A 19,334-nucleotide genomic window follows, 5' to 3' on the forward strand; every position below is an offset into this window, starting at 1 on the left:
TATGAACGAGCAAAGCGGAGGTATTTATTTGCAAAAAAGAGAAACTTATAAGAAATCATATAAACTGTTAGCTGCTTTAATGATCTTTTTGGGGATATTATTAATTATCTTATTATTTTTCTATCATCCAGATAAGAAGATAAATAAAACAGTGATTCATCAAAAGCCAAACTATCGGGCAATATATCATTTCACGGCGCCTGATAGATGGAAGAATGATCCACAAACACCTATATTTTTTAATGGAAAGTATCATTACTATTATCTCTATAATCGTGATTATCCAAATGGCAATGGTACGGAATGGCGGCATGCGACATCAGAAGATTTGGTTCACTGGAAAGATGAGGGAGTAGCTATTCCTAAATATACAAACAAAAATGGGGATATATGGTCGGGATCCGTCGTTGTTGACAGAAAAAATACTGCAGGCTTTGGAAAAGGAGCTATTATCGCGATGGTAACACAACCCTCTGCCAATGACGGTCAGCAGGAACAATTTCTTTGGTACAGTACCGACGAAGGAAGAACATTTAATTCTTATAATGACCAACCAATTATACCAAATCCGGGCACAAAAGATTTTAGAGATCCGAAAATCATCTGGAATCCTCAGACTGACAAATGGATAATGCTCTTGGCGGAAGGAACGAAGATTGGCTTTTACGAGTCTTATAATTTGAAAAATTGGCACTATACAGGTGGTTTCTTCACACAAAATATAGGTATTGTAGAATGTTCGGATCTCTTTATGATGCGAGCAAATGACGGGACGTACAAGTGGATTCTAGGTGCCAGTGCCAATGGCAAATCTGCAGGCAAACCCAATACTTATGCGTATTGGATAGGCAATTATAATGGAAAAGAATTTGTCGCCGATCAAGGTGAACCGCAATGGCTGGATTATGGCTTTGACTGGTATGCAGGTGTGACGTTTGAGAACGGCAACAACAGTGATAAATTCACGAAACGTTATGCTTTAGCATGGATGAATAACTGGGATTATCCAAACAATACACCAACAATGCAGGATGGCTTCAATGGAACGGATTCAATTGTGCGCCAGATCAGCTTGAAAAAACAAGTTGACAATACGTATAGCCTGATCTCACAGCCGGTTGAAACCTTAGATCGTCTGATAACGTCAACCGACCATTTTAAGCAAATCCAAGTGACCGGATCAAAAACACTGACAGTTCAAGGTGAAGCATACCAACTTGATGCGGATATAAGCTTGTTGGATGCCAAGAATGTAGGATTTAGGCTTCGAGAATCAGCAGATAAAAAACGTCATATTGACGTAGGGTTTTTTGTTGAAGGCCAATACTCTTATGTCAATAGAACTTTTACAGGACAGCCCGACAAAAGTCAAAAATATATTGAAAGCAGAGCACCATTTGATACAAGTAAAAAGAATGTTCATTTAAAAATTCTTGTTGATAAAACAAGTATAGAAGTATTTGTTGATGATGGTAAGGTTACTTACTCAAATCAAGTATTTCCTAATTTACATGATAAAGGAATAACCCTTTTTTCTATTGGTGGCAAATCGCTCTTTCAAAATGTTGTTATCAAACACCTCCGTTCGATCAATAGGTAAAACGAGAAAATGTATTTAAAAAGGACCGGCTTTCACACAGTAGGAAAGGGATAAGTTCAATTGAACGGTTTGATCCCTTCGGTAAAACAAACGATTGACAAACAGGAAAAACGCATTTACCGGCTTAATATGTGGTATTATTTTCTAATTAATTGATCACCTTTTTAATAAAATAAAAACTACACACCCTCATCTAAATGAGAATGTGTAGTTTCATTATTAACTTCGTTTTTTAATTAAAGCTTCTTAGTTTTATCCAAACTTTTTTCAAACTCACAACACAATTTATTTTTCTCTACACTATTATTCAACAGTTACTGACTTAGCAAGATTTCTTGGTTTGTCAACGTCACAACCCTTTTGCTTAGCCATGTAATAAGCAATTAATTGAAGTGGAATTACAGAAAGTACTGGAGCTAATAATTCATGAGTCCTTGGGATGTAGATTACTGAATCTACAGACTTATGGACATCTTCATCACCTTCAAAAGCTATTGCCATAACTTTTGCTCCTCTTGTAACTACTTCCTTTACGTTACTCATCATCTTATCACTTAAGCTTTCCTGAGTTACAGTAGCTATTACCACAGTTCCTGGTTCAATTAATGCAATAGTTCCATGTTTAAGTTCTCCACCAGCATAAGCTTCTGAATGGATATATGATATTTCCTTAAGCTTTAATGATCCTTCCGTAGAAACTGCAAAATCCAATCCTCTTCCAAGGAAGAACATATCTCTTTCCATGTAAGTCTTTGAAGCGAACTTTTGAAGAGTTTCCTTATGCTTTAAAACCTCTTCTGCCTTATTTGGCAAAGTAAGCATTTCCTTCTTTATTTCATCTATTTGTTCCTTAGTAAGTGTTCCTTTTAACTCAGCAAAATATAATCCTAGTATATACATTGCTATAAGCTGAGTTACATATGCCTTAGTTGATGCAACTGCAATTTCTGGACCAGCCCAAGTATATAATACATCATTTGCTTCTCTTGAAACTGAGCTTCCCACAACGTTAGTTATTGCTAAAACTCTTGCACCTTTTTTCTTTCCATCTCTTAAAACAGCAAGAGTATCTGCTGTTTCTCCTGATTGTGAAACAACTATTATTAATGTTTTTTCTGTAATAAGCGGATCTCTATATCTGAATTCTGAAGCAATATCTACTTCTACTGGTATCTTTGCTAATTTTTCAATTACATATTTTCCAACTATTCCAGCATTATAAGCAGTTCCACAAGCAACAATATAAACTCTATCAATATTATCTAACTGTTCTCTTGAAATATTAATTTTATCTATTGAAATACTATGGTCCATTCCTATTCTTGAGGTCATTGTATCCTTAATTGCCTTTGGCTGCTCATGGATTTCTTTTAACATGAAATCTTCATAACCACCTTTTTCTGCTGCATCAGCATTCCAAGTTACATGGAATACTTCTTTGTCTACTTTTTCTCCATCTTCGTTTAATAAAGTTACTCCATCTCTTGTTATTACTACAAATTCCTTATCTTCTAAGAAATATACATCTCTTGTATGGTTCAAAACTGCTGGTATATCTGATGCTATAAAGAATTCATCCTTTCCAAGACCTACGATAAGGGGACTGTCCTTTCTTACTGCCACAAGCTTATTTGGTTCATTTTTACATATAACTCCTATAGCATAAGAACCTTCCATCTTTGATGTAGCTTTCATTACTGCCTCTACTAAATCACCCTCGTAGTAGTAATCTACAAGATTTGGTATAACTTCTGTATCTGTTTCTGAGTGGAAAGTGTATCCTTTAGAAGTTAACCACTCTCTAAGTTTTAAATAATTTTCTATAATTCCATTATGAACTACGCTGATTGTAACCTCACTATTTGTATGTGGATGTGAGTTAACATCTGATGGTTCTCCATGAGTAGCCCATCTAGTGTGTCCAATTCCTATAGTCCCGCTAATTGGTTCTTTATTTAATCTTTCTTCAAGATTTACTAGTCTTCCTTTACACTTTTTAACCTTAACTTCTCCATCTTCTATTATAGCAACTCCTGCTGAGTCATAACCTCTGTATTCAAGTTTTGATAATCCTTCAACTAATAATGATGAAGCACCTCTATTTCCAACAAAACCAACTATTCCACACATATATTTAAACTTCCTCTCTCACAATATTTTTTTAATTAGTATTCCTAAAAAAGACCATAAAAAATCTAGGGACACTAACCCCCTAGTTAAAAGGTTTTGCACATGATTGGATTTGTGCTGAGAATTACTTCCCAGTTTTGCCAATCGCTAACGGTAGTACGATACCGTGGAGCCATCCGCCGAAATATTCGATAAACCCCAACCTCGTCAACTTAAGCTAATTAACTGAATAACTTAAGCTCTGGCGCTAATATTTTATTTTTTTAAATTTAAATTAACACTTGCCCCATTGCATCCCTCCTTATACTTACATTATATATTATGTTAAATACTGGATTTTACCACCCTTCCATCATTAATTTTAGCATAATAATTATATTTGTCTAATAAACCAATTTAAACCTAGACATTTTATCTTATTATTCTTACATTTCTCTTTAGAACTCTTATTTTCTCTTGTTTTTGCCCTCATAGGTCTATACCACTATATCACTATATTTTTTAATATTCTAGTACCCTTAAATCGTTAATGCATCCTTTTTCCTTCTAAAATCCATCCTGATCTTTATATCTGGAGAGATAAAAATAGTTTTTAATTCCTTACAAATAATAAAGTTGATTAGGCATCAAACCTATTCAGTTTTAGTAAGATTTCTCTTTGTAAAATGGCGGCAATAAAGAAAACCCAGAGCGAAAGGCTCTAGGTCTTCAAAAATTTAGCTGATCTTTTTCCCTGTTCTACCAGCTATTACATCATTGATTTGTGACTTAATTATATCTGACTTTGGTCCAAAAATTGCTTGGATGTTTTCTCCTACCTGCATAACACCTGCAGCACCAAGGTTCTTTAATTGTTGTGAATCTACATGTTTAACATCATTAACAGTTACTCTTAATCTTGTTATACAAGCATCTAAGTGCTTTATATTTTCTTTTCCACCAAGAGCTGCTAAGATTCCTTCTGCTAGTTCATCACCTTGAACGTTTACATCAACTGATTCTTCATCTTCTCTACCTGGAGTCTTTAGATCAAATTTTCTTATCATAAATCTAAATCCAAAATAGTAGATTACTGAGAATGCTAAACCTACTGGTATTACTAACCACCATGTAGTTCTGTTTGGAATTACTCCAAATAGTATATAGTCTATTAAACCACCAGAGAATGTCATACCTATCTTAACATTTAATATTTGCATTATCATGAATGATAAACCTGCAAATACACAGTGTATACCAAATAACACTGGAGCAACAAATAAGAATGAGAATTCAATTGGTTCAGTGATACCTGTTAAGAATGAAGTTAATGCTGCTGAAGCCATTATACCACCAACAAGCACCTTCTTTTCTGCCTTAGCTTCGTGATATATTGCAAGTGCTGCAGCTGGAAGTCCAAACATCATGAATGGAAACTTACCAGTCATAAATGTACCTGCTGTAAATGCTACACCATCCTTGTACTGTGCCATGAATATTTGTTGGTCACCCATTACAAGTTGACCAGCTTTAGTTGTATATTCTCCAAATTGATACCAGAATGGGTTGTAGAATATATGGTGTAATCCGAATGGAATTAATGATCTTTCAATAATACCGAATATAAGTGCTGCTAAAGTTCTATTTGTATCTATCATTCCTCTTGAGAATGTGAATAATCCACCTTGAATTGTTGGCCATACAAATGTCATTAATAAACCAACTACAACTGCTGATGCAGCAGTAACGATTGGAACGAATCTCTTACCTGCAAAGAAACCTAAGTATGATGGCAATTCAATCTTGTAGTATTTCTTATATAAAGTTGCTGCTATAACACCTATTATAATACCGCCAAAAACACCTGTTTGAAGTGTTGGAATTCCAAGTACTTTTGCATACATAGGATTTCCATTTAACATATCTGAAGTTATTCCTTTGAATGTTCCCATAGTTACATTCATTATTAAGAATCCAACTATAGCTGCAAGCCCTGCAACGCCTTCACCTTCTGCAAGTCCCACTGCAACCCCTACTGCAAATAGCAGTGCTAAGTTACCAAAAATTATATCACCTGACTTCTCCATTACCGAAGCAATTAATTGAAACCATTCTGTGTTTAAGATTGGAACTGAATTTAAAAAAGCTGGATTTCTAAACATGTTTCCAAAAGCAAGCAATATACCTGCAGCTGGTAGTAGAGCAACTGGAAGCATTAAAGCTTTACCTACTCTTTGTAAAACACCAAAAACTTTTTTCATAATAGATCCTCCTTGTTTTTTGTTATTTTGTGGAACTTTTTGAAAATATAAAGACCTAAATTTATTGCTCAAAAAGTAAAGTAATACTCTACTTAAGCAATAAATTTAGGTCTTGCCTGCATAACCAGTAACAATCCTTGTATTTAATTCTTTCTTACATAATCAATGATAACATTTACATTTTTGCTTGTCAACCTTTGTTTAGTGAATATTATAACTATTTCAACAATTTTTTTCTATTTTCTTACCTTATTTTCTTTTACAATAAAATCTACTAACTTTTCAAATACTATGCTTCTCTTTCCTCTTAAATATCTCCATGCAAAGTATGCCATAAAAATACTTGTTACTGTATTAGCAGTTATATCCTTCATGGTATCAAAGAGACTATTGCTCTGAGAATTTAACCCTAAAGTTAAATCAGAAATAAACTCTGCAATTTCCCAGAAAATCTCTGCAGAGATAGCAAAGAAAAGAGCAAAAGATAAAATAAATATTTGCTTTCTTCCAATTTGTAGATTATTAAGAACAATAAATACTATAAAACCCAAAATAAATAATAAGGGACCAGAAATAACATGTAGAAATGTATCCCAATTTTTTATTTTACTATAGAATTCATTTAAATCCCCTAAAAAAACAGATAGAAATATATAAGATAAAATCATTAGATTAACCCATTTCGGCAGTTTAATTTTTGTCACCTTTAATACTATAGTCGGTATAAAGCAAATAGTAAAAACAATAACTGCAGTAAGTACCATAACCCACTTTTGCATTAAAAAGTATTTTACTAAAAAACCTAGCACAACACACTGAAAGATATATTGAAAAACTTTATCGTAGGATACGTTGATTAAATTCCATATTTGCATTTGTTCTCACCCTTTGACTTTTAATATTTACAACAAAAGGAAGGGTACTATGTCCCTTCCTCTTTAACTTTATTATTTACTTTTTTCTTCTTTTTATGTGTGATTTATAATATATTCTTTATTAAACTTCCTTTAATAAGTTTGCCATTTCTATTGCTGTAACTGCAGCATCATAACCTTTGTTACCTGCTTTAGTTCCAGCTCTTTCGATAGCTTGCTCAATGTTATCAGTAGTTAATACACCAAAGATCACTGGTAATTCTGTATCTAATGAAACAGATGCAACTCCTTTTGATACTTCTGCACATACATAGTCAAAGTGAGGAGTTGAGCCCTTTATTACAGCTCCTAAGCATATAACTGCATCATATTTCTTTGACTTTGCCATTCTTTTTGCTATTAGTGGAATTTCGAAAGCTCCTGGCACCCATGCAACTTCAACATCTGCTTCATTAACACCATGTCTTTTAAGTCCATCTAATGCTCCTGATAATAATTTCCCACCAATAAATTCATTAAATCTTCCTACTACTATTCCAAACTTTAATCCTTGTGCAACTAAATTTCCTTCGTAAATTTTCATAATATATCCCTCCGTTACTTTATATTAAAGATCTAAAAAATGTCCTAATTTTTCTTGTTTTGTTTTTAAATAAAAATCATTCTTCTCATTTGGATCCATTTGCAGTGATACTCTTTCTAGTATTTCAATACCATAACCAGATAATCCTTTTATCTTTCTTGGATTATTAGTCATAAGCTTTACTTTCTTTATACCTAAATCAGCTAACATTTGAGCACCAATTCCATAATCTCTCATATCAGCTGGGAATCCTAATTTTAAATTAGCTTCTACTGTATCATACCCTTGATCTTGTAGAGCATAAGCTTTTAGTTTATTTATTAGTCCTATACCTCTACCTTCTTGACGCATGTATAGTAGAACGCCTCTATCTTCTTCAGCTATTCTTGACATAGCTGCAGCATATTGTTCTCCACAGTCACATCTTCTAGAGCCTAGAGCATCTCCTGTTAAGCACTCTGAGTGTACTCTTACTAAAACAGGTTCTTCACCAGAAATATCACCTTTTACTAGTGCTACATGATGCTCTCCATTTAATTTGTTCACATAACCATATATTGTGAAATCACCATACTTAGTAGGCATATTAGCAACTACTTCTCTCTCTACTAGCTTTTCATTTTTTCTTCTATATGAAATTAAATCAGCTATAGTGATTATCTTCAAATTATGCTCTTGAGCAAATTCCATAAGCTCAGGAGTTCTTGCCATTGTACCATCATCATTCATAATCTCACATATAACTCCTGCTGACTTTAAACCTGCTAATTTAGGTAAGTCTACTGCAGCTTCAGTATGACCAGCTCTTTTTAATACTCCACCTTTTTTAGCTATTAGTGGAAATACATGACCAGGTCTTCTAAAATCCTTTGAAATTGCTTTAGGATCAAGTAACTTTTGTATTGTTAAAGCTCTTTCATAAGCAGAAATTCCAGTAGTAGTATCCACAGCATCAATTGATACCGTAAAAGCTGTCTCATGATTATCTGTATTTTTTTCTACCATAGGGAATATATCTAACTCTGTTAACCTTTCTTCTTCAAAAGGAGCACAAATTAACCCACGACCAAACTTAGCCATAAAATTAATTGCTTCTGGAGTTACCTTTTCAGCAGCCATTAGTAAATCGCCTTCATTTTCTCTATCTTCATCATCAATAACTATTATAATCTTTCCTTCTTTTATGTCCTGTATGGCTTCATCTATACTATTAAACTTAAACATAATATTTACCTCCATTCATTTAATTATCGTTATATAAAACCGTTGCTGCTCAAAAAATCTACGTCTATTTTACTCTTACTTTTAGACTTTTCTTGATTACCTAATCTTAAAAGTTTCTCCACGTATTTTCCTACAACATCACATTCTAAGTTTACTTCTTCTCCAATTTTCTTTTTCAAAAGTGTAGTTTCTTTAGCCGTATGAGGTATTATAGAAACTTTAAATAAAACTTCATCTACGTATGCTACAGTAAGACTAATACCATCAATAGTTACAGAACCTTTTTCAACTATATATCTTAGAACGTCATCTAGAGCTGCAATTGATATCCATACCGCATTATCTTCTTTTTCATAACCTACAATCTTTCCTGTACCATCTATATGACCTGAGACAATATGTCCTCCAAACCTTCCGTTAGATGCCATAGCTCTCTCTAAATTAACCTCACTGCCTGGAGATAGATTACCTAAATTACTTCTTCTCATAGTTTCAGCCATTACATCTACAGTAAAAGAATTATTTGAATAGCTTGTTACGGTTAGACAAACACCATTAGTGCATATACTGTCTCCTAACTTTACATCTTCCAGCACTTTACTCGCTTTAATAGTTAGAACAGCTGACTTTTCTCCTTTAACTATGGACTTGATTACTCCAACTTCTTCTATAAGTCCTGTAAACAAGCTTCTACACCTCCTTTTGGATATAGCCTTCAATTAGCACATCATCGTTAAAAGTATTAATTGTTATATTTGAAACCTTAATCGCATCATTTACTAAAGCTTTTCCCTGTCCTCCTACTGGAGTTTTAGCATTATCGCCCCCCACAATTTTAGGTGCAATAAAACATAAAACTTTATCTACTATACCTTCTTCTAACGCAGAATAGTTTAATTCACTTCCGCCCTCTAGCAATATGCTGTCAATCTTCATCTCACCAAGCTGTTTCATTAGATAACTCAAATCAACTCTTCCATTCTTGGCTGGTGTTGTGATCACTATTGCACCTTTGTCTTTAAGTTGCTCTATCTTTTCACTATCAGCATTATCCGTTGTAGATATAATACATCTTGAATTATCATCTATATCTAAAACCTTGGCGTCTAATGGAATTCTACATTTGCTATCTACAATTATTCTTATTGGATTCTTTCCACCATCTATTCTTGTAGTAAGCATTGGATTATCTTTAAGCACCGTACCTATGCCTACCATAATTCCTGTTAGATTATTTCTTATTTCATGCACATATTTTCTTGAATCTTCTCCAGTTATCCACTTTGAATCTCCAGTGTAAGCTGCTATTTTTCCATCTAAAGTCATCGCGGTCTTCATGATTACAAATGGTGTTTTAGTTGTTATATATTTAATAAATATCTCATTTATCTTCTTACACTCTTCCTCTAGAACACCACATACTACTTCGATACCATTTTCCTCTAAAATTCTTATTCCGTTGCCTGCTACTAAAGGATTAGGATCCTTCATCCCTATTACTACTCTTGCTATTTTCTTTTCTACAATAGCATTTGCACAGGGTGGTGTCTTACCATAGTGAGAACATGGTTCTAGAGTAACATACATAGTTGCCCCTTCAACAGCTTCTTTTGCATTTCTAAAAGCATTTACTTCTGCATGAGGGCCACCATACACTTGATGGTATCCTTCTCCTATTATTTTGTGATCCTTCACTATTACCGCCCCAACTAAAGGATTAGGTGATGTATTTCCTATACCTTTTTTAGCTAATTCTAACGCTTTAGCCATATATTTATTATCCATAATAATCACCTCGATTATTTATTTAAGATAAACAAGTTTAATCCGAATGAGTTTTCATATATTAAATAAAAACACCGTAATATACCAACTTAATCATATAGTTATTATCTATAATAAATTCATTGATTATTTACTAAAAATACGGAATACAAAAAAGACTCTGAATCTATATCTTCAGAGTCCTAATTACAAAATAATGCTACAATAAGCTATAAATAGAAAAACATCTATCTATAGAAATACCATAACTCTCTTCTCTCATCCAGACTTTACTGTCGGCTTCGGAATTACACCGAATCATACCTCTCGGCTCGCGGGCTTTACCGCCGGTAGGGACTTTCACCCTGCCCTGAAGATTTATTAATTTATATGCTAATTCTAAAACTTTTTCCTACTCTTGTCAACATAGAAAATCTAGCACAACGAGTTAAATTAAATATAAATACCTATCTGCATTTTTGGTAACCAATATTTCAAATATAAATAAAATAATACTATAAATATTAATGAAAGGAATGACAAATGAGCTATACAACTAATAGACAGCCTCAAGGTAGACCTCTGTGTTATACAAATTTAATAAGAGAAGCAATGATAGGGGAACTGGTTGCAATAAATGATTATACTCTTCATATTGAAGAAGTTAGAATTCTTCTTCATCACATCATGGAGGACGAAAAAAGACACTATGGAATGCTACTAAACTGTTTAAGAAAGATAGACGAAGTTCAGTATGAAAAATCAAAAGAAGCAATAGAGCATGTTAATCTAAAAAATAAATATTATAAGATTAGTTCATCATTTGATAGTAAAATAGAAGGAAATGTTTTAATTAAACTTAATGAAGATATAAAGGGCGAGCTAGAAGCCATAATTCTATACGAACAGCATTTATTAGAAATTCCAAACGAAGAAGTCAAAGAAGTATTTAAAGAATTAATAGACGATGAAAAGGATTGTTTATCAAGCTCCAAAAAATGTCACAAAAATTCATAATGAACATAAATCATTAAAGGCTGACCCTAAGATCAGCCTTTAAATATTATTTTCTGTCATTTTACAAAATGAAATCTGACTAAAATTGAATAGACTTTCGATACTAATTGAAATTTATTATGCATTTGCTTTCTTTTCAATTAATTTAGCTAATTCATGAGCCATTTTGTCAATTTCTTCTTGGTTTTCTCCCTCTAGCATTACTCTTACTAGTGGTTCTGTGCCTGAAGGTCTTATAAGCACTCTTCCTACCCCATGAAGTGCTTCTTCAATCTTTTGGATTTCTCCCTTTATTTCTTCATCTATTTCATGGATATTCTTCTTATCATTTGGAATCTTTGCATTAGCAAGCACTTGTGGAAGCTCCTTCATTATGGAAGCAAGTTCACTTAACTTTTTGCCGCCTCTCTTAATTATTGAAGCTATTTGAAGCGCTGATACAAGACCATCTCCTGTTGTATTGTATTCAAGGAATATTACATGTCCTGACTGTTCTCCACCTAAAACATACCCGTTCTTAACCATTTCTTCAAGAACATATCTATCTCCAACCTTAGTATCAACAGTCTTTATTCCTTCTTTTTCACATGCAAGCTTTAATCCAAGATTGCTCATTACAGTAACAACTAATGTGTTGTCCTTTAATCTTCCGATTTCCTTTAAATGCTTTGCACAAAGAGTCATCATATAATCTCCATGGATTAACTTACCTGTTTCATCTACAGCTAGACATCTATCTGCATCACCATCAAAGGCAAAACCTACGTGGCAACCCTTCTTAACTACATAATCCATAAGCTCCTCTGGATGGGTAGATCCACATCCTTCGTTTATATTAGTCCCATCAGGATTATCATTTATTACAAAAACATCTGCGCCCAGATCTCTAAAGGCTTGAACTGCAGCTTCATAACAAGCTCCATTAGCGCAATCTAGTGCAACCTTTATGCCCTCTAAATCTACTGGTATAGTTTCTTTTGCAAATTCAATATAGTCTTCAAGAGCTCCAACCTCTCTTCTCTTTCTTCCAAGATGCTCACCTGTAGGACTTGGCACCCCCTCGAAGCCACTTTCAATTACTCTTTGAATTTCGTCTTCTAAATCATCAGATAATTTGTAACCTTTGTCATCGAAAAACTTAATTCCATTATACTCAACTGGATTATGAGATGCTGAAATCATAATTCCTGCATCTGCTCCGTACTTTCTAGTTAAGTATGCTATTGCTGGAGTTGGCACTACACCAAGACACACAGCTTCAGCACCTACAGAAAGTATTCCTGCAACTAAAGCTGATTCAAGCATATCACAGGATATTCTTGTATCTTTTCCTACTAATATCTTTGGCTTATGAGTCCCTTCTGTTAAAACATAAGCTCCTGCTCTTCCTAAATTATATGCTAATTGAGCTGTTAATTCCGTATTTGCAATACCTCTTACTCCATCTGTTCCAAACATTCTTCCCATAAGAACCCTACCTCACTTTGCTTTTTTATCAAATTAAGCCACAATTCCTATTATAAATAAAAATTTATTTTATCACAACAACAGATAATAATTATAAACTAGTTTTTCATATTTTTCATAAATATATAAAAAACAGTTAATGGATTGTAATCACAATTCATTAACTGTCTTTTCACAAGAGTCAATAACATATTTTATTTTATTCATGTAATAATAGGAGCTAACAAAGTTTTTTTATAAATTCCTTTTAAGGAGTTCTCTAGGAATCTTTCTCCTTTTTTTAACATTATTAAGTATCTACTATCTTCTATAGCCGTATCAATATAACCGTTATCTATAGCATACTTAATTAGATCATGCACTGAAACATTTTCACACTTATAGGCATTACACCCTTCATTATCAATATCTTCTTGACTTAAATTTTTATGTTTTTCCGTACAGTATTGTAAAATATGCTCTACAAATTTTTCTTTGTTAATTTTAGTTTTATATGCTTTGCATTTATAAGTATTTGATAGTTCTAGCAATAAAACAATTAATTTTTTTTCCATAGCTATTCCTCCATATATTTATTTCTCTATATTTTTAAGCAAACAAAAAAGGAGCTTCTTCTGGAAGCTCCTTTGCATCTTTAACTTTATATTTGTTAGCCAATCTTTAATTATAATAATTGTAACATATCATTACTGCATCATCAATAGAGTTTTTCCCATATATTTGAAATAGGTTAACTATTACATTTTCTTAATAAAATAGCCTAACCTTTTAATATATTACAAGGCATAACCATTACTGATATTAGAAATTCAAGTATTCCCTAATAATATTAAAGAATTCATAAATACTACTTTTTCAAATGATAATGTTAAGACTGTTTTCTACTTCATTAAAAATAATATCATGAAACAGTGGCCCAGAATTACTTCTTTGACATCAAATATTTCTACAAGCACTTTTAACTTCTGTAGAAGATATTATTTCTACAAAAAAGCTATGAACACAATCATATATGTTCATAGCTTTTTCATAACATTATCTTGTTATATTATTTATCATTACTCTGTTTTAGTCTTTCTAAAACTATGTTATATCCATCACTACCATAATTTAAGCATCTATTTACCCTACTTATTGTTGCAGTACTTGCACCAGTTGTTAATGCTATATCTGTATAGGTTTTTCTTTCCTTAAGCATTTTAGCAACCTGTAATCTTTGAACTAATGCCTTTATTTCATTAATTGTAGCAACATCCTCAAAAAACCTATAGCATTCGTCTATATTCTTAAGCTTTAAAATCGCCTCAAAAAAGTAATCTATTTCTGGGCTTTTCAATTTTGATTCATAATTACTCATCAAATCACCCCTATTATGTATTCTAGCACTTTTCAATTTGTTTTTCCACATATTTTATTTACCAGTTTAAAATTCTAATATTATATAACTTTACAGTTTTAATATAATAAATCATAATTATCAACGAAATAAAAATTTAGGAGGATCTTTTTATGATAAAAAAATTTAACATTATAACTTCTTCTTTAAGCATAGCGAATGAAAGAAAAAAAGAACTTGAGTTTTCATTGCTTTGTTTAAATAAGAGGCAAGTTATGATGGTCCAAAAGAAAAACACTTCTATAATTTACTTGAACAAAAAGGTATGTGCATAAAGCCCATACCTTTTTTTTATTAAAAATTTGAACCATTCCAGCCCCAATTGTCTACTTCCTCGTATTTAACATAAATAGAGTCTGCTGGTATATTAAGTTCACTTTCATAAAGCTTGCATATTTCTTCTGTTACCTTACTTAAAGCCTCCTTACTTGTTTTACCAAAGATTTTCACTTCGATATAAGCTCCATATTCAAGCTTTTTTCCACGGAAATAAAGAGAATACTGGTCTTCAAATCCTATCATTAACCACTCTTCACTTTTTCCTGGTATGTTTGTAATTATTTGTCCAAGCTCTTTTTTTAAAATTTCCTTCTTATCCTGTGTTAATTTTACTGATACTTTTGAATCAATAAATGGCATATCATATCCTCCTCAACCTATGAATTATTATAATTATTATACTAAATATTAACTACCTATATAATCTTAAACATTAACATCTATTCAATATATTTTACCAAATTTAATACTAATTAACTAACTACACTTTAAGCACTCTAAGGAATATTTTTAGTGAATAATAAATATTCTAGTATAGTATCAATTTTACAGGGGTTAGAAATGAAAGTAGTTATAATAGGCGGTGGCTGGGGTGGTTGCGCTGCTGCTGTTGCTGCCAAAAAAGCTGGGGCAGAGGTAGAAATCTTTGAGAGGACAGACCTTCTTCTTGGTGTAGGTAACGTAGGTGGAATAATGAGAAACAACGGTAGATATACCGCAGCCGAAGAACTGATATCTCTTGGAGCAGGTGATTTAATACGTATAATGGACAATAATGCAATCCATAAAAATATAGACTTTCCTCAACATAAACATGCATGGCTTTGTGATGTAAGCAAGGTTGAACCCCAAGTAAGAGAATACCTTTTAAGCCTTGGCATAAAAATTAATTTTACATCTAGGGCTATAGATGTAATAAAAGAAGGCAATAAAATTAAATCTGTAAAGTTCTATGATAAGTCTATTGTGGAAGGAGATGCATTTGTAGAGGCTACTGGATCTACAGGATCTATGGACAATTGCACTAAATACGGAAATGGCTGCGTTATGTGTGTTCTTAGATGTCCAACTTATGGAATGAGAGTAAGTCTTAGTGCTAAAGCAGGAATTATAGATATTCCTGGTGAGAGAGGTGACGGAACTATTGGTGCTTTTAGTGGTTCCTGTGAAATACCAAGAGAAAGTTTATCGCCTGAACTATTAAAAGAACTAGAGAAAACAGGCTCAGTTATACTAAAAATATCACCAGAAGATGTAAATCTAGATAAACTCAATACAAAGGTTTGTCAGCAGTATGCACTTAAGGAATTTGCAGAAAATATTATTTTGTTAGATACTGGACATATAAAGGTTATGACATCTTACTATCCAATAGAAAAGCTTAGAAAGATTAAAGGATTAGAAAATGCTAGATATATGGACCCATATTCAGGAGGAAAAGGAAACTCAGTAAGATATTTATCATCAACACCTAGAGGAGATGACATGAAGGTAGTTGGACTAGATAATACATTTGTGGCGGGAGAAAAGGCAGGATTTTTTATAGGCCATACTGAAGCTATGTGTACCGGAACATTGGCAGGACATAATGCTGTTAGAAATTCCTTAGGAATGGATACTTTAATTCTACCTAGAAAAACTGTAATTGGTGACATTGTTGCATATGCTAATGAACGATTAAATACTTCAGATGGAAAAAGAGTAAGACATACATTTTCTGGAGCAGAATATTTTGAGAGAATGAAGACCTTAGGATTATATTCAATAAATAATGAGGAAATAAATAAAAGAATTGAGACCCTTGGTTTAAAAGGAGTCTTTGAAAATACACTTATCTCTTAGCAATTCATTTTTTTCTACAGAAGGAGTATTCTCAAACATTATTAAAGTCTTGAGAATACTCCTTTTAATTTATTTACTATAATTTCATAAAATAAAATCTGGCTGAAGCTATAGATACACAACTTCATAATTGAATTAAGAATCTTAGGAAAAATATTGAATGCCTGGACTTTTCTCTAAAATTCGTTAATGATTGAAGTTGTGTATTCTTAATAGTATTTATGACTATTAAATTTTATTTTTCATGAATTATTTAAGAATTGAAACAGTGTATTTTTAGCAATTTTCATCCCTGTTCAGCTTTGTTTCTACGCATTCTTATATTGTAAACTAATCTCATCAATTAACTTATAAATTATATGAGCAACACCATCCTGCTCATTAGTTTTTGTAGCGTATCTACAAATTGCTTTGACTTCATCACTAGCATTTCCCATAGCAACACTATAATTTACTACACTTAACATGGGTATATCATTATGACTATCACCTATAGCAACAGTATCTTTAAGTGAAATGTTATTCATATCAGCAAATGTTTTAAGTGCCAATCCTTTAGAAGCCCTTGAACTAACCATTTCAAAAATATATTCTGTTGATAAAAACAATGAAAAATCTTTATAATTCTTAAAATACTCTGCACCCTTTTTTCTTTTTCCTTTGTCTAGGCTAAAAGAAAGTATGTTAAGAATATCTTCTTGTTTACCTAATATATCCTTATAGCTATTGATAAAGGAAAACCCTTGCTGCCCAAACTGCTTATCTACTGCATATAGGTAGTCAAGCATATCATCATCAGGATTCTCTGATAAAATTAAATCCAATTCTCGTTTTATTATTTGTCTTCCATTAATAGGTGTATATATCGAGTTTGGGGTAGATACCTCATAATAATAGTTATTTTCCTCTAACCATTTTATTGATTCTTCAACTAATTCGTTAGCTATTTTTATTGAAAATACTCTATTTCCATCCTTATTGTGTAGAGTTGATCCATTATTACCTATTATATATGTTGATACTCCTGCCTCTTTACATATTTCTAAAGCATCAAAGTAACTTCTACCAGTGGCTATAACCACCTTTATTCCTAGACTTTGAGCATATTTAATTGCTTCAGCATTTACTTTACTGATTTCACTTCTATGATTAAGTAGTGTTCCATCCATGTCAATTGCAATAATCTTCATAAAAATCACCTCATACAACTTATTTATTATATATAATCTCTATATTCTTCTTTTTAAGTAAGTTTACGTATTTTTCATCAGGTGCCTTGTCTGTAACAACTAAATCAATTTCATCTAAATCTGCAACCTTATAATATCCATTTTTACCGAATTTAAAATGATCTATCAATACAATAACTTGATTAGCCTGCTCTATCATCTTTCTCATGACAAAGGCATCCTCTTCATAAGCAACAGTTAATCCTTTTTCAGTTATCCCTAGTGCACCAACAAAGGCCTTGTCTGCAAAATAATTAGAAAGCATTTGTATGGTTGAATGACCATAGAGATATCTGTGCTCATGATTTAGTTGTCCTCCTAAGAGATGAATATTAATTCCATCCTTCGATGAAAGAATGTCTGCTAAATTTATTGAATTTGTTATTACAGTACAATTACTGACCTTTAGGTTTTCTGCAGTTATTTGAACAGTTGTAGACGTATCCATAATAACATTGTCTCCATCCTTTACTAATAAGGCTGCCAATGCTGCAATAGAACGCTTTTCTTCTATATTTGTACCTAGTCTTACTTTATAATCTTTAATGTCCTCATGACGCTCTGGAAGTATAGCTCCCCCGTGAGTTCGAACTATAAGTCCTTTACTTTCAAGATTTACAATATCTCTTCTTGCGGTATCTCTAGAAACACCATACAACTTACAAATATCTTCTACACTTATTCTTTTATTGTTTTTTAAGTAGTCAATTATAGCCTGCATTCTCTCTATTTGATACATCACTTTTCCTCCTATGTATAAAGATATATAGATTAATTCTTAATAAAATTTATAAAATCTCCTGTTCATTCAATCCTTTTTGCTAAAATTGTAAATTAAGTATAAACTTATATATCTATAATATAATTATAATGAATTATAAACATAAATTCAAGTATTTGTAATTTATTATAAGTATTTATAATTATTTTTACTTAAAACTAATTATAAATACTTATAAATTATATATTAAGGCATTTATATTCCACTATCACAATTCTTAATGATAAAATAGTAATATAAATATTCTATTATACTTAATAGTCCTTTAAAAATTATAATCCTATGACATAAACTTTATGAGGTGATAACATGAGTAAATTATATAAGTTTTCTATTAAAACAACGTCTTCTCAACAAATTATACATATAAATAAATATGTAGAACAGGCCTTAAGTGAAAGTGGTATTAAGGAAGGTATAGGTATTATATTCTGTCCTCATACCACTGGTGGTATAACTATAAATGAAAATGCTGATCCAGACGTGGTTCATGATTTACTCTACGGTTTTGAAAAAGTATATCCTGAAAAGGATAGAAATTATAGACACTTTGAAGGGAATTCCCACTCACACTTAAAATCTTCTACTGTTGGTGCATCTCAAACTGTTATAATTACTGAAGGAAAACTCCTTTTAGGTACTTGGCAGGATATATACTTTTGCGAGTTTGATGGTCCAAGAACCAGAAACTTTTATGTAAAGATTATTGAAGGTTAATAAAACTAATCAGACATCTTGTCTACTGAATTTTAGTAAAAGCACACAAAAATGGGTGGTAATTAATACCACCCATTTTCAGACTGCTGACAAAGTGTCAGCAGTCTTTGTTTTTACTGAATTATGAAGTAAAATTAAAAGTATAGAATTTTATTTCATAGGAGTTATTCAAATGATACGAGAAAGAAAA

18 protein-coding genes and 1 riboswitch are annotated in these 19,334 nt (G+C 32.1%); of the genes, 5 read left to right on the forward strand and 13 right to left on the reverse strand.

Going from position 1 to position 19,334, the window contains the following annotated elements; genetic code table 11:
- Nucleotides 1-28: 28 nt before the first annotated feature.
- Nucleotides 29-1,600, forward strand: coding sequence for a glycoside hydrolase family 32 protein (locus tag CPJCM30710_RS06145; RefSeq protein ID WP_281413960.1), 1,572 nt, complete (start codon nucleotides 29-31; stop codon nucleotides 1,598-1,600).
- Nucleotides 1,601-1,903: 303 nt separating this feature from the next.
- On the opposite strand, the gene glmS is transcribed toward CPJCM30710_RS06145, so the two are convergent.
- The 7 genes from glmS to ribD all read right to left on the reverse strand — a co-directional run bounded on the left by glmS (nucleotide 1,904) and on the right by ribD (nucleotide 10,437).
- Nucleotides 1,904-3,730: a glutamine--fructose-6-phosphate transaminase (isomerizing) gene (gene glmS / locus CPJCM30710_RS06150; protein WP_212903293.1), complete on the reverse strand. Its 1,827-nt coding sequence runs from the start codon at nucleotides 3,728-3,730 to the stop codon at nucleotides 1,904-1,906.
- Nucleotides 3,731-4,446: 716 nt separating this feature from the next.
- The gene (ptsG, locus tag CPJCM30710_RS06155) at nucleotides 4,447-5,970 is read right to left on the reverse strand and encodes a glucose-specific PTS transporter subunit IIBC (protein ID WP_308442611.1); all 1,524 of its coding nucleotides are present in this window, start codon (nucleotides 5,968-5,970) and stop codon (nucleotides 4,447-4,449) included.
- A 236-nt stretch (nucleotides 5,971-6,206) separates the two neighbouring features.
- Nucleotides 6,207-6,845, reverse strand: coding sequence for a hypothetical protein (locus CPJCM30710_RS06160; RefSeq protein ID WP_212903294.1), 639 nt, complete (start codon nucleotides 6,843-6,845; stop codon nucleotides 6,207-6,209).
- A 121-nt stretch (nucleotides 6,846-6,966) separates the two neighbouring features.
- Complete coding sequence (gene ribH, locus CPJCM30710_RS06165) at nucleotides 6,967-7,428, reverse strand: 6,7-dimethyl-8-ribityllumazine synthase (protein WP_212903295.1); 462 nt, start codon at nucleotides 7,426-7,428, stop codon at nucleotides 6,967-6,969.
- 24 nt (nucleotides 7,429-7,452) lie between these two features.
- Complete coding sequence (locus CPJCM30710_RS06170) at nucleotides 7,453-8,652, reverse strand: bifunctional 3,4-dihydroxy-2-butanone-4-phosphate synthase/GTP cyclohydrolase II (RefSeq protein ID WP_212903296.1); 1,200 nt, start codon at nucleotides 8,650-8,652, stop codon at nucleotides 7,453-7,455.
- A gap of 29 nt (nucleotides 8,653-8,681) precedes the next feature.
- Nucleotides 8,682-9,338 carry a riboflavin synthase gene (gene ribE, locus CPJCM30710_RS06175; RefSeq protein ID WP_212903297.1) on the reverse strand — a complete coding sequence of 219 codons (657 nt, stop codon included), beginning with the start codon at nucleotides 9,336-9,338 and terminating at the stop codon, nucleotides 8,682-8,684.
- Between the two features lie 4 nt (nucleotides 9,339-9,342).
- The gene (ribD, locus tag CPJCM30710_RS06180; protein WP_212903298.1) at nucleotides 9,343-10,437 is read right to left on the reverse strand and encodes a bifunctional diaminohydroxyphosphoribosylaminopyrimidine deaminase/5-amino-6-(5-phosphoribosylamino)uracil reductase RibD; all 1,095 of its coding nucleotides are present in this window, start codon (nucleotides 10,435-10,437) and stop codon (nucleotides 9,343-9,345) included.
- Between the two features lie 246 nt (nucleotides 10,438-10,683).
- Nucleotides 10,684-10,798, reverse strand: a riboswitch (FMN riboswitch).
- 161 nt (nucleotides 10,799-10,959) lie between these two features.
- Between ribD and CPJCM30710_RS06185 the strand changes: the two genes are divergently transcribed.
- Entirely contained in the window at nucleotides 10,960-11,433 is a 474-nt protein-coding gene (locus CPJCM30710_RS06185; protein WP_212903299.1) for a hypothetical protein, read from the forward strand.
- A gap of 117 nt (nucleotides 11,434-11,550) precedes the next feature.
- On the opposite strand, the gene glmM is transcribed toward CPJCM30710_RS06185, so the two are convergent.
- From glmM to CPJCM30710_RS06200, 3 genes are all read right to left on the reverse strand, one after another.
- Nucleotides 11,551-12,900 (reverse strand): phosphoglucosamine mutase, encoded by a 1,350-nt coding sequence (gene glmM / locus CPJCM30710_RS06190; protein WP_212903300.1) that lies wholly within the window; start codon nucleotides 12,898-12,900, stop codon nucleotides 11,551-11,553.
- A gap of 203 nt (nucleotides 12,901-13,103) precedes the next feature.
- Nucleotides 13,104-13,454: a hypothetical protein gene (locus CPJCM30710_RS06195; protein ID WP_212903301.1), complete on the reverse strand. Its 351-nt coding sequence runs from the start codon at nucleotides 13,452-13,454 to the stop codon at nucleotides 13,104-13,106.
- Between the two features lie 494 nt (nucleotides 13,455-13,948).
- A complete protein-coding gene (locus CPJCM30710_RS06200) occupies nucleotides 13,949-14,257 on the reverse strand; it encodes a YerC/YecD family TrpR-related protein (protein WP_212903302.1) in 309 nt (102 codons plus the stop codon).
- A gap of 152 nt (nucleotides 14,258-14,409) precedes the next feature.
- On the opposite strand from CPJCM30710_RS06200, the gene CPJCM30710_RS06205 reads away from it, so the two are divergent.
- A complete protein-coding gene (locus CPJCM30710_RS06205; protein ID WP_212903303.1) occupies nucleotides 14,410-14,571 on the forward strand; it encodes a hypothetical protein in 162 nt (53 codons plus the stop codon).
- A gap of 19 nt (nucleotides 14,572-14,590) precedes the next feature.
- Here the strand turns inward: CPJCM30710_RS06205 and CPJCM30710_RS06210 are convergent, their stop codons facing one another.
- A complete protein-coding gene (locus tag CPJCM30710_RS06210) occupies nucleotides 14,591-14,935 on the reverse strand; it encodes a phenylpyruvate tautomerase MIF-related protein (RefSeq protein WP_212903304.1) in 345 nt (114 codons plus the stop codon).
- Nucleotides 14,936-15,136: 201 nt separating this feature from the next.
- Between CPJCM30710_RS06210 and CPJCM30710_RS06215 the strand changes: the two genes are divergently transcribed.
- A complete protein-coding gene (locus CPJCM30710_RS06215; RefSeq protein ID WP_212903305.1) occupies nucleotides 15,137-16,417 on the forward strand; it encodes an FAD-dependent oxidoreductase in 1,281 nt (426 codons plus the stop codon).
- Between the two features lie 308 nt (nucleotides 16,418-16,725).
- Here CPJCM30710_RS06215 and CPJCM30710_RS06220 read toward each other — a convergent pair whose 3' ends face one another.
- The gene (locus CPJCM30710_RS06220; protein WP_212903306.1) at nucleotides 16,726-17,607 is read right to left on the reverse strand and encodes a Cof-type HAD-IIB family hydrolase; all 882 of its coding nucleotides are present in this window, start codon (nucleotides 17,605-17,607) and stop codon (nucleotides 16,726-16,728) included.
- A 19-nt stretch (nucleotides 17,608-17,626) separates the two neighbouring features.
- The gene (locus tag CPJCM30710_RS06225; protein WP_212903307.1) at nucleotides 17,627-18,385 is read right to left on the reverse strand and encodes a DeoR/GlpR family DNA-binding transcription regulator; all 759 of its coding nucleotides are present in this window, start codon (nucleotides 18,383-18,385) and stop codon (nucleotides 17,627-17,629) included.
- A gap of 351 nt (nucleotides 18,386-18,736) precedes the next feature.
- Here CPJCM30710_RS06225 and CPJCM30710_RS06230 point away from each other — a divergent pair, with 351 nt between their 5' ends.
- Nucleotides 18,737-19,144, forward strand: a complete 408-nt coding sequence (locus CPJCM30710_RS06230) for a secondary thiamine-phosphate synthase enzyme YjbQ (protein WP_212903308.1) — start codon at nucleotides 18,737-18,739, stop codon at nucleotides 19,142-19,144.
- Nucleotides 19,145-19,334: the final 190 nt, after the last annotated feature.

Origin of the sequence: Clostridium polyendosporum, assembly GCF_018332455.1 — a bacterium.
Classification (GTDB): Bacteria; Bacillota; Clostridia; order Clostridiales; family Clostridiaceae; genus Clostridium_AY; species Clostridium_AY polyendosporum.

Bases quoted from the DNA above. Each gene is read 5' to 3' on its own strand.
- glmS (WP_212903293.1), bottom strand. From the start codon at position 3,730: ATGTGTGGAATAGTTGGTTTTGTTGGAAATAGAGGTGCTTCATCATTA.
- ptsG (WP_308442611.1), bottom strand. From the start codon at position 5,970: ATGAAAAAAGTTTTTGGTGTTTTACAAAGAGTAGGTAAAGCTTTAATG.
- CPJCM30710_RS06160 (WP_212903294.1), bottom strand. From the start codon at position 6,845: ATGCAAATATGGAATTTAATCAACGTATCCTACGATAAAGTTTTTCAA.
- ribH (WP_212903295.1), bottom strand. From the start codon at position 7,428: ATGAAAATTTACGAAGGAAATTTAGTTGCACAAGGATTAAAGTTTGGA.
- CPJCM30710_RS06170 (WP_212903296.1), bottom strand. From the start codon at position 8,652: ATGTTTAAGTTTAATAGTATAGATGAAGCCATACAGGACATAAAAGAA.
- ribD (WP_212903298.1), bottom strand. From the start codon at position 10,437: ATGGATAATAAATATATGGCTAAAGCGTTAGAATTAGCTAAAAAAGGT.
- CPJCM30710_RS06185 (WP_212903299.1), top strand. From the start codon at position 10,960: ATGAGCTATACAACTAATAGACAGCCTCAAGGTAGACCTCTGTGTTAT.
- glmM (WP_212903300.1), bottom strand. From the start codon at position 12,900: ATGGGAAGAATGTTTGGAACAGATGGAGTAAGAGGTATTGCAAATACG.
- CPJCM30710_RS06195 (WP_212903301.1), bottom strand. From the start codon at position 13,454: ATGGAAAAAAAATTAATTGTTTTATTGCTAGAACTATCAAATACTTAT.
- CPJCM30710_RS06200 (WP_212903302.1), bottom strand. From the start codon at position 14,257: ATGAGTAATTATGAATCAAAATTGAAAAGCCCAGAAATAGATTACTTT.
- CPJCM30710_RS06205 (WP_212903303.1), top strand. From the start codon at position 14,410: ATGATAAAAAAATTTAACATTATAACTTCTTCTTTAAGCATAGCGAAT.
- CPJCM30710_RS06210 (WP_212903304.1), bottom strand. From the start codon at position 14,935: ATGCCATTTATTGATTCAAAAGTATCAGTAAAATTAACACAGGATAAG.
- CPJCM30710_RS06215 (WP_212903305.1), top strand. From the start codon at position 15,137: ATGAAAGTAGTTATAATAGGCGGTGGCTGGGGTGGTTGCGCTGCTGCT.
- CPJCM30710_RS06220 (WP_212903306.1), bottom strand. From the start codon at position 17,607: ATGAAGATTATTGCAATTGACATGGATGGAACACTACTTAATCATAGA.
- CPJCM30710_RS06225 (WP_212903307.1), bottom strand. From the start codon at position 18,385: ATGTATCAAATAGAGAGAATGCAGGCTATAATTGACTACTTAAAAAAC.
- CPJCM30710_RS06230 (WP_212903308.1), top strand. From the start codon at position 18,737: ATGAGTAAATTATATAAGTTTTCTATTAAAACAACGTCTTCTCAACAA.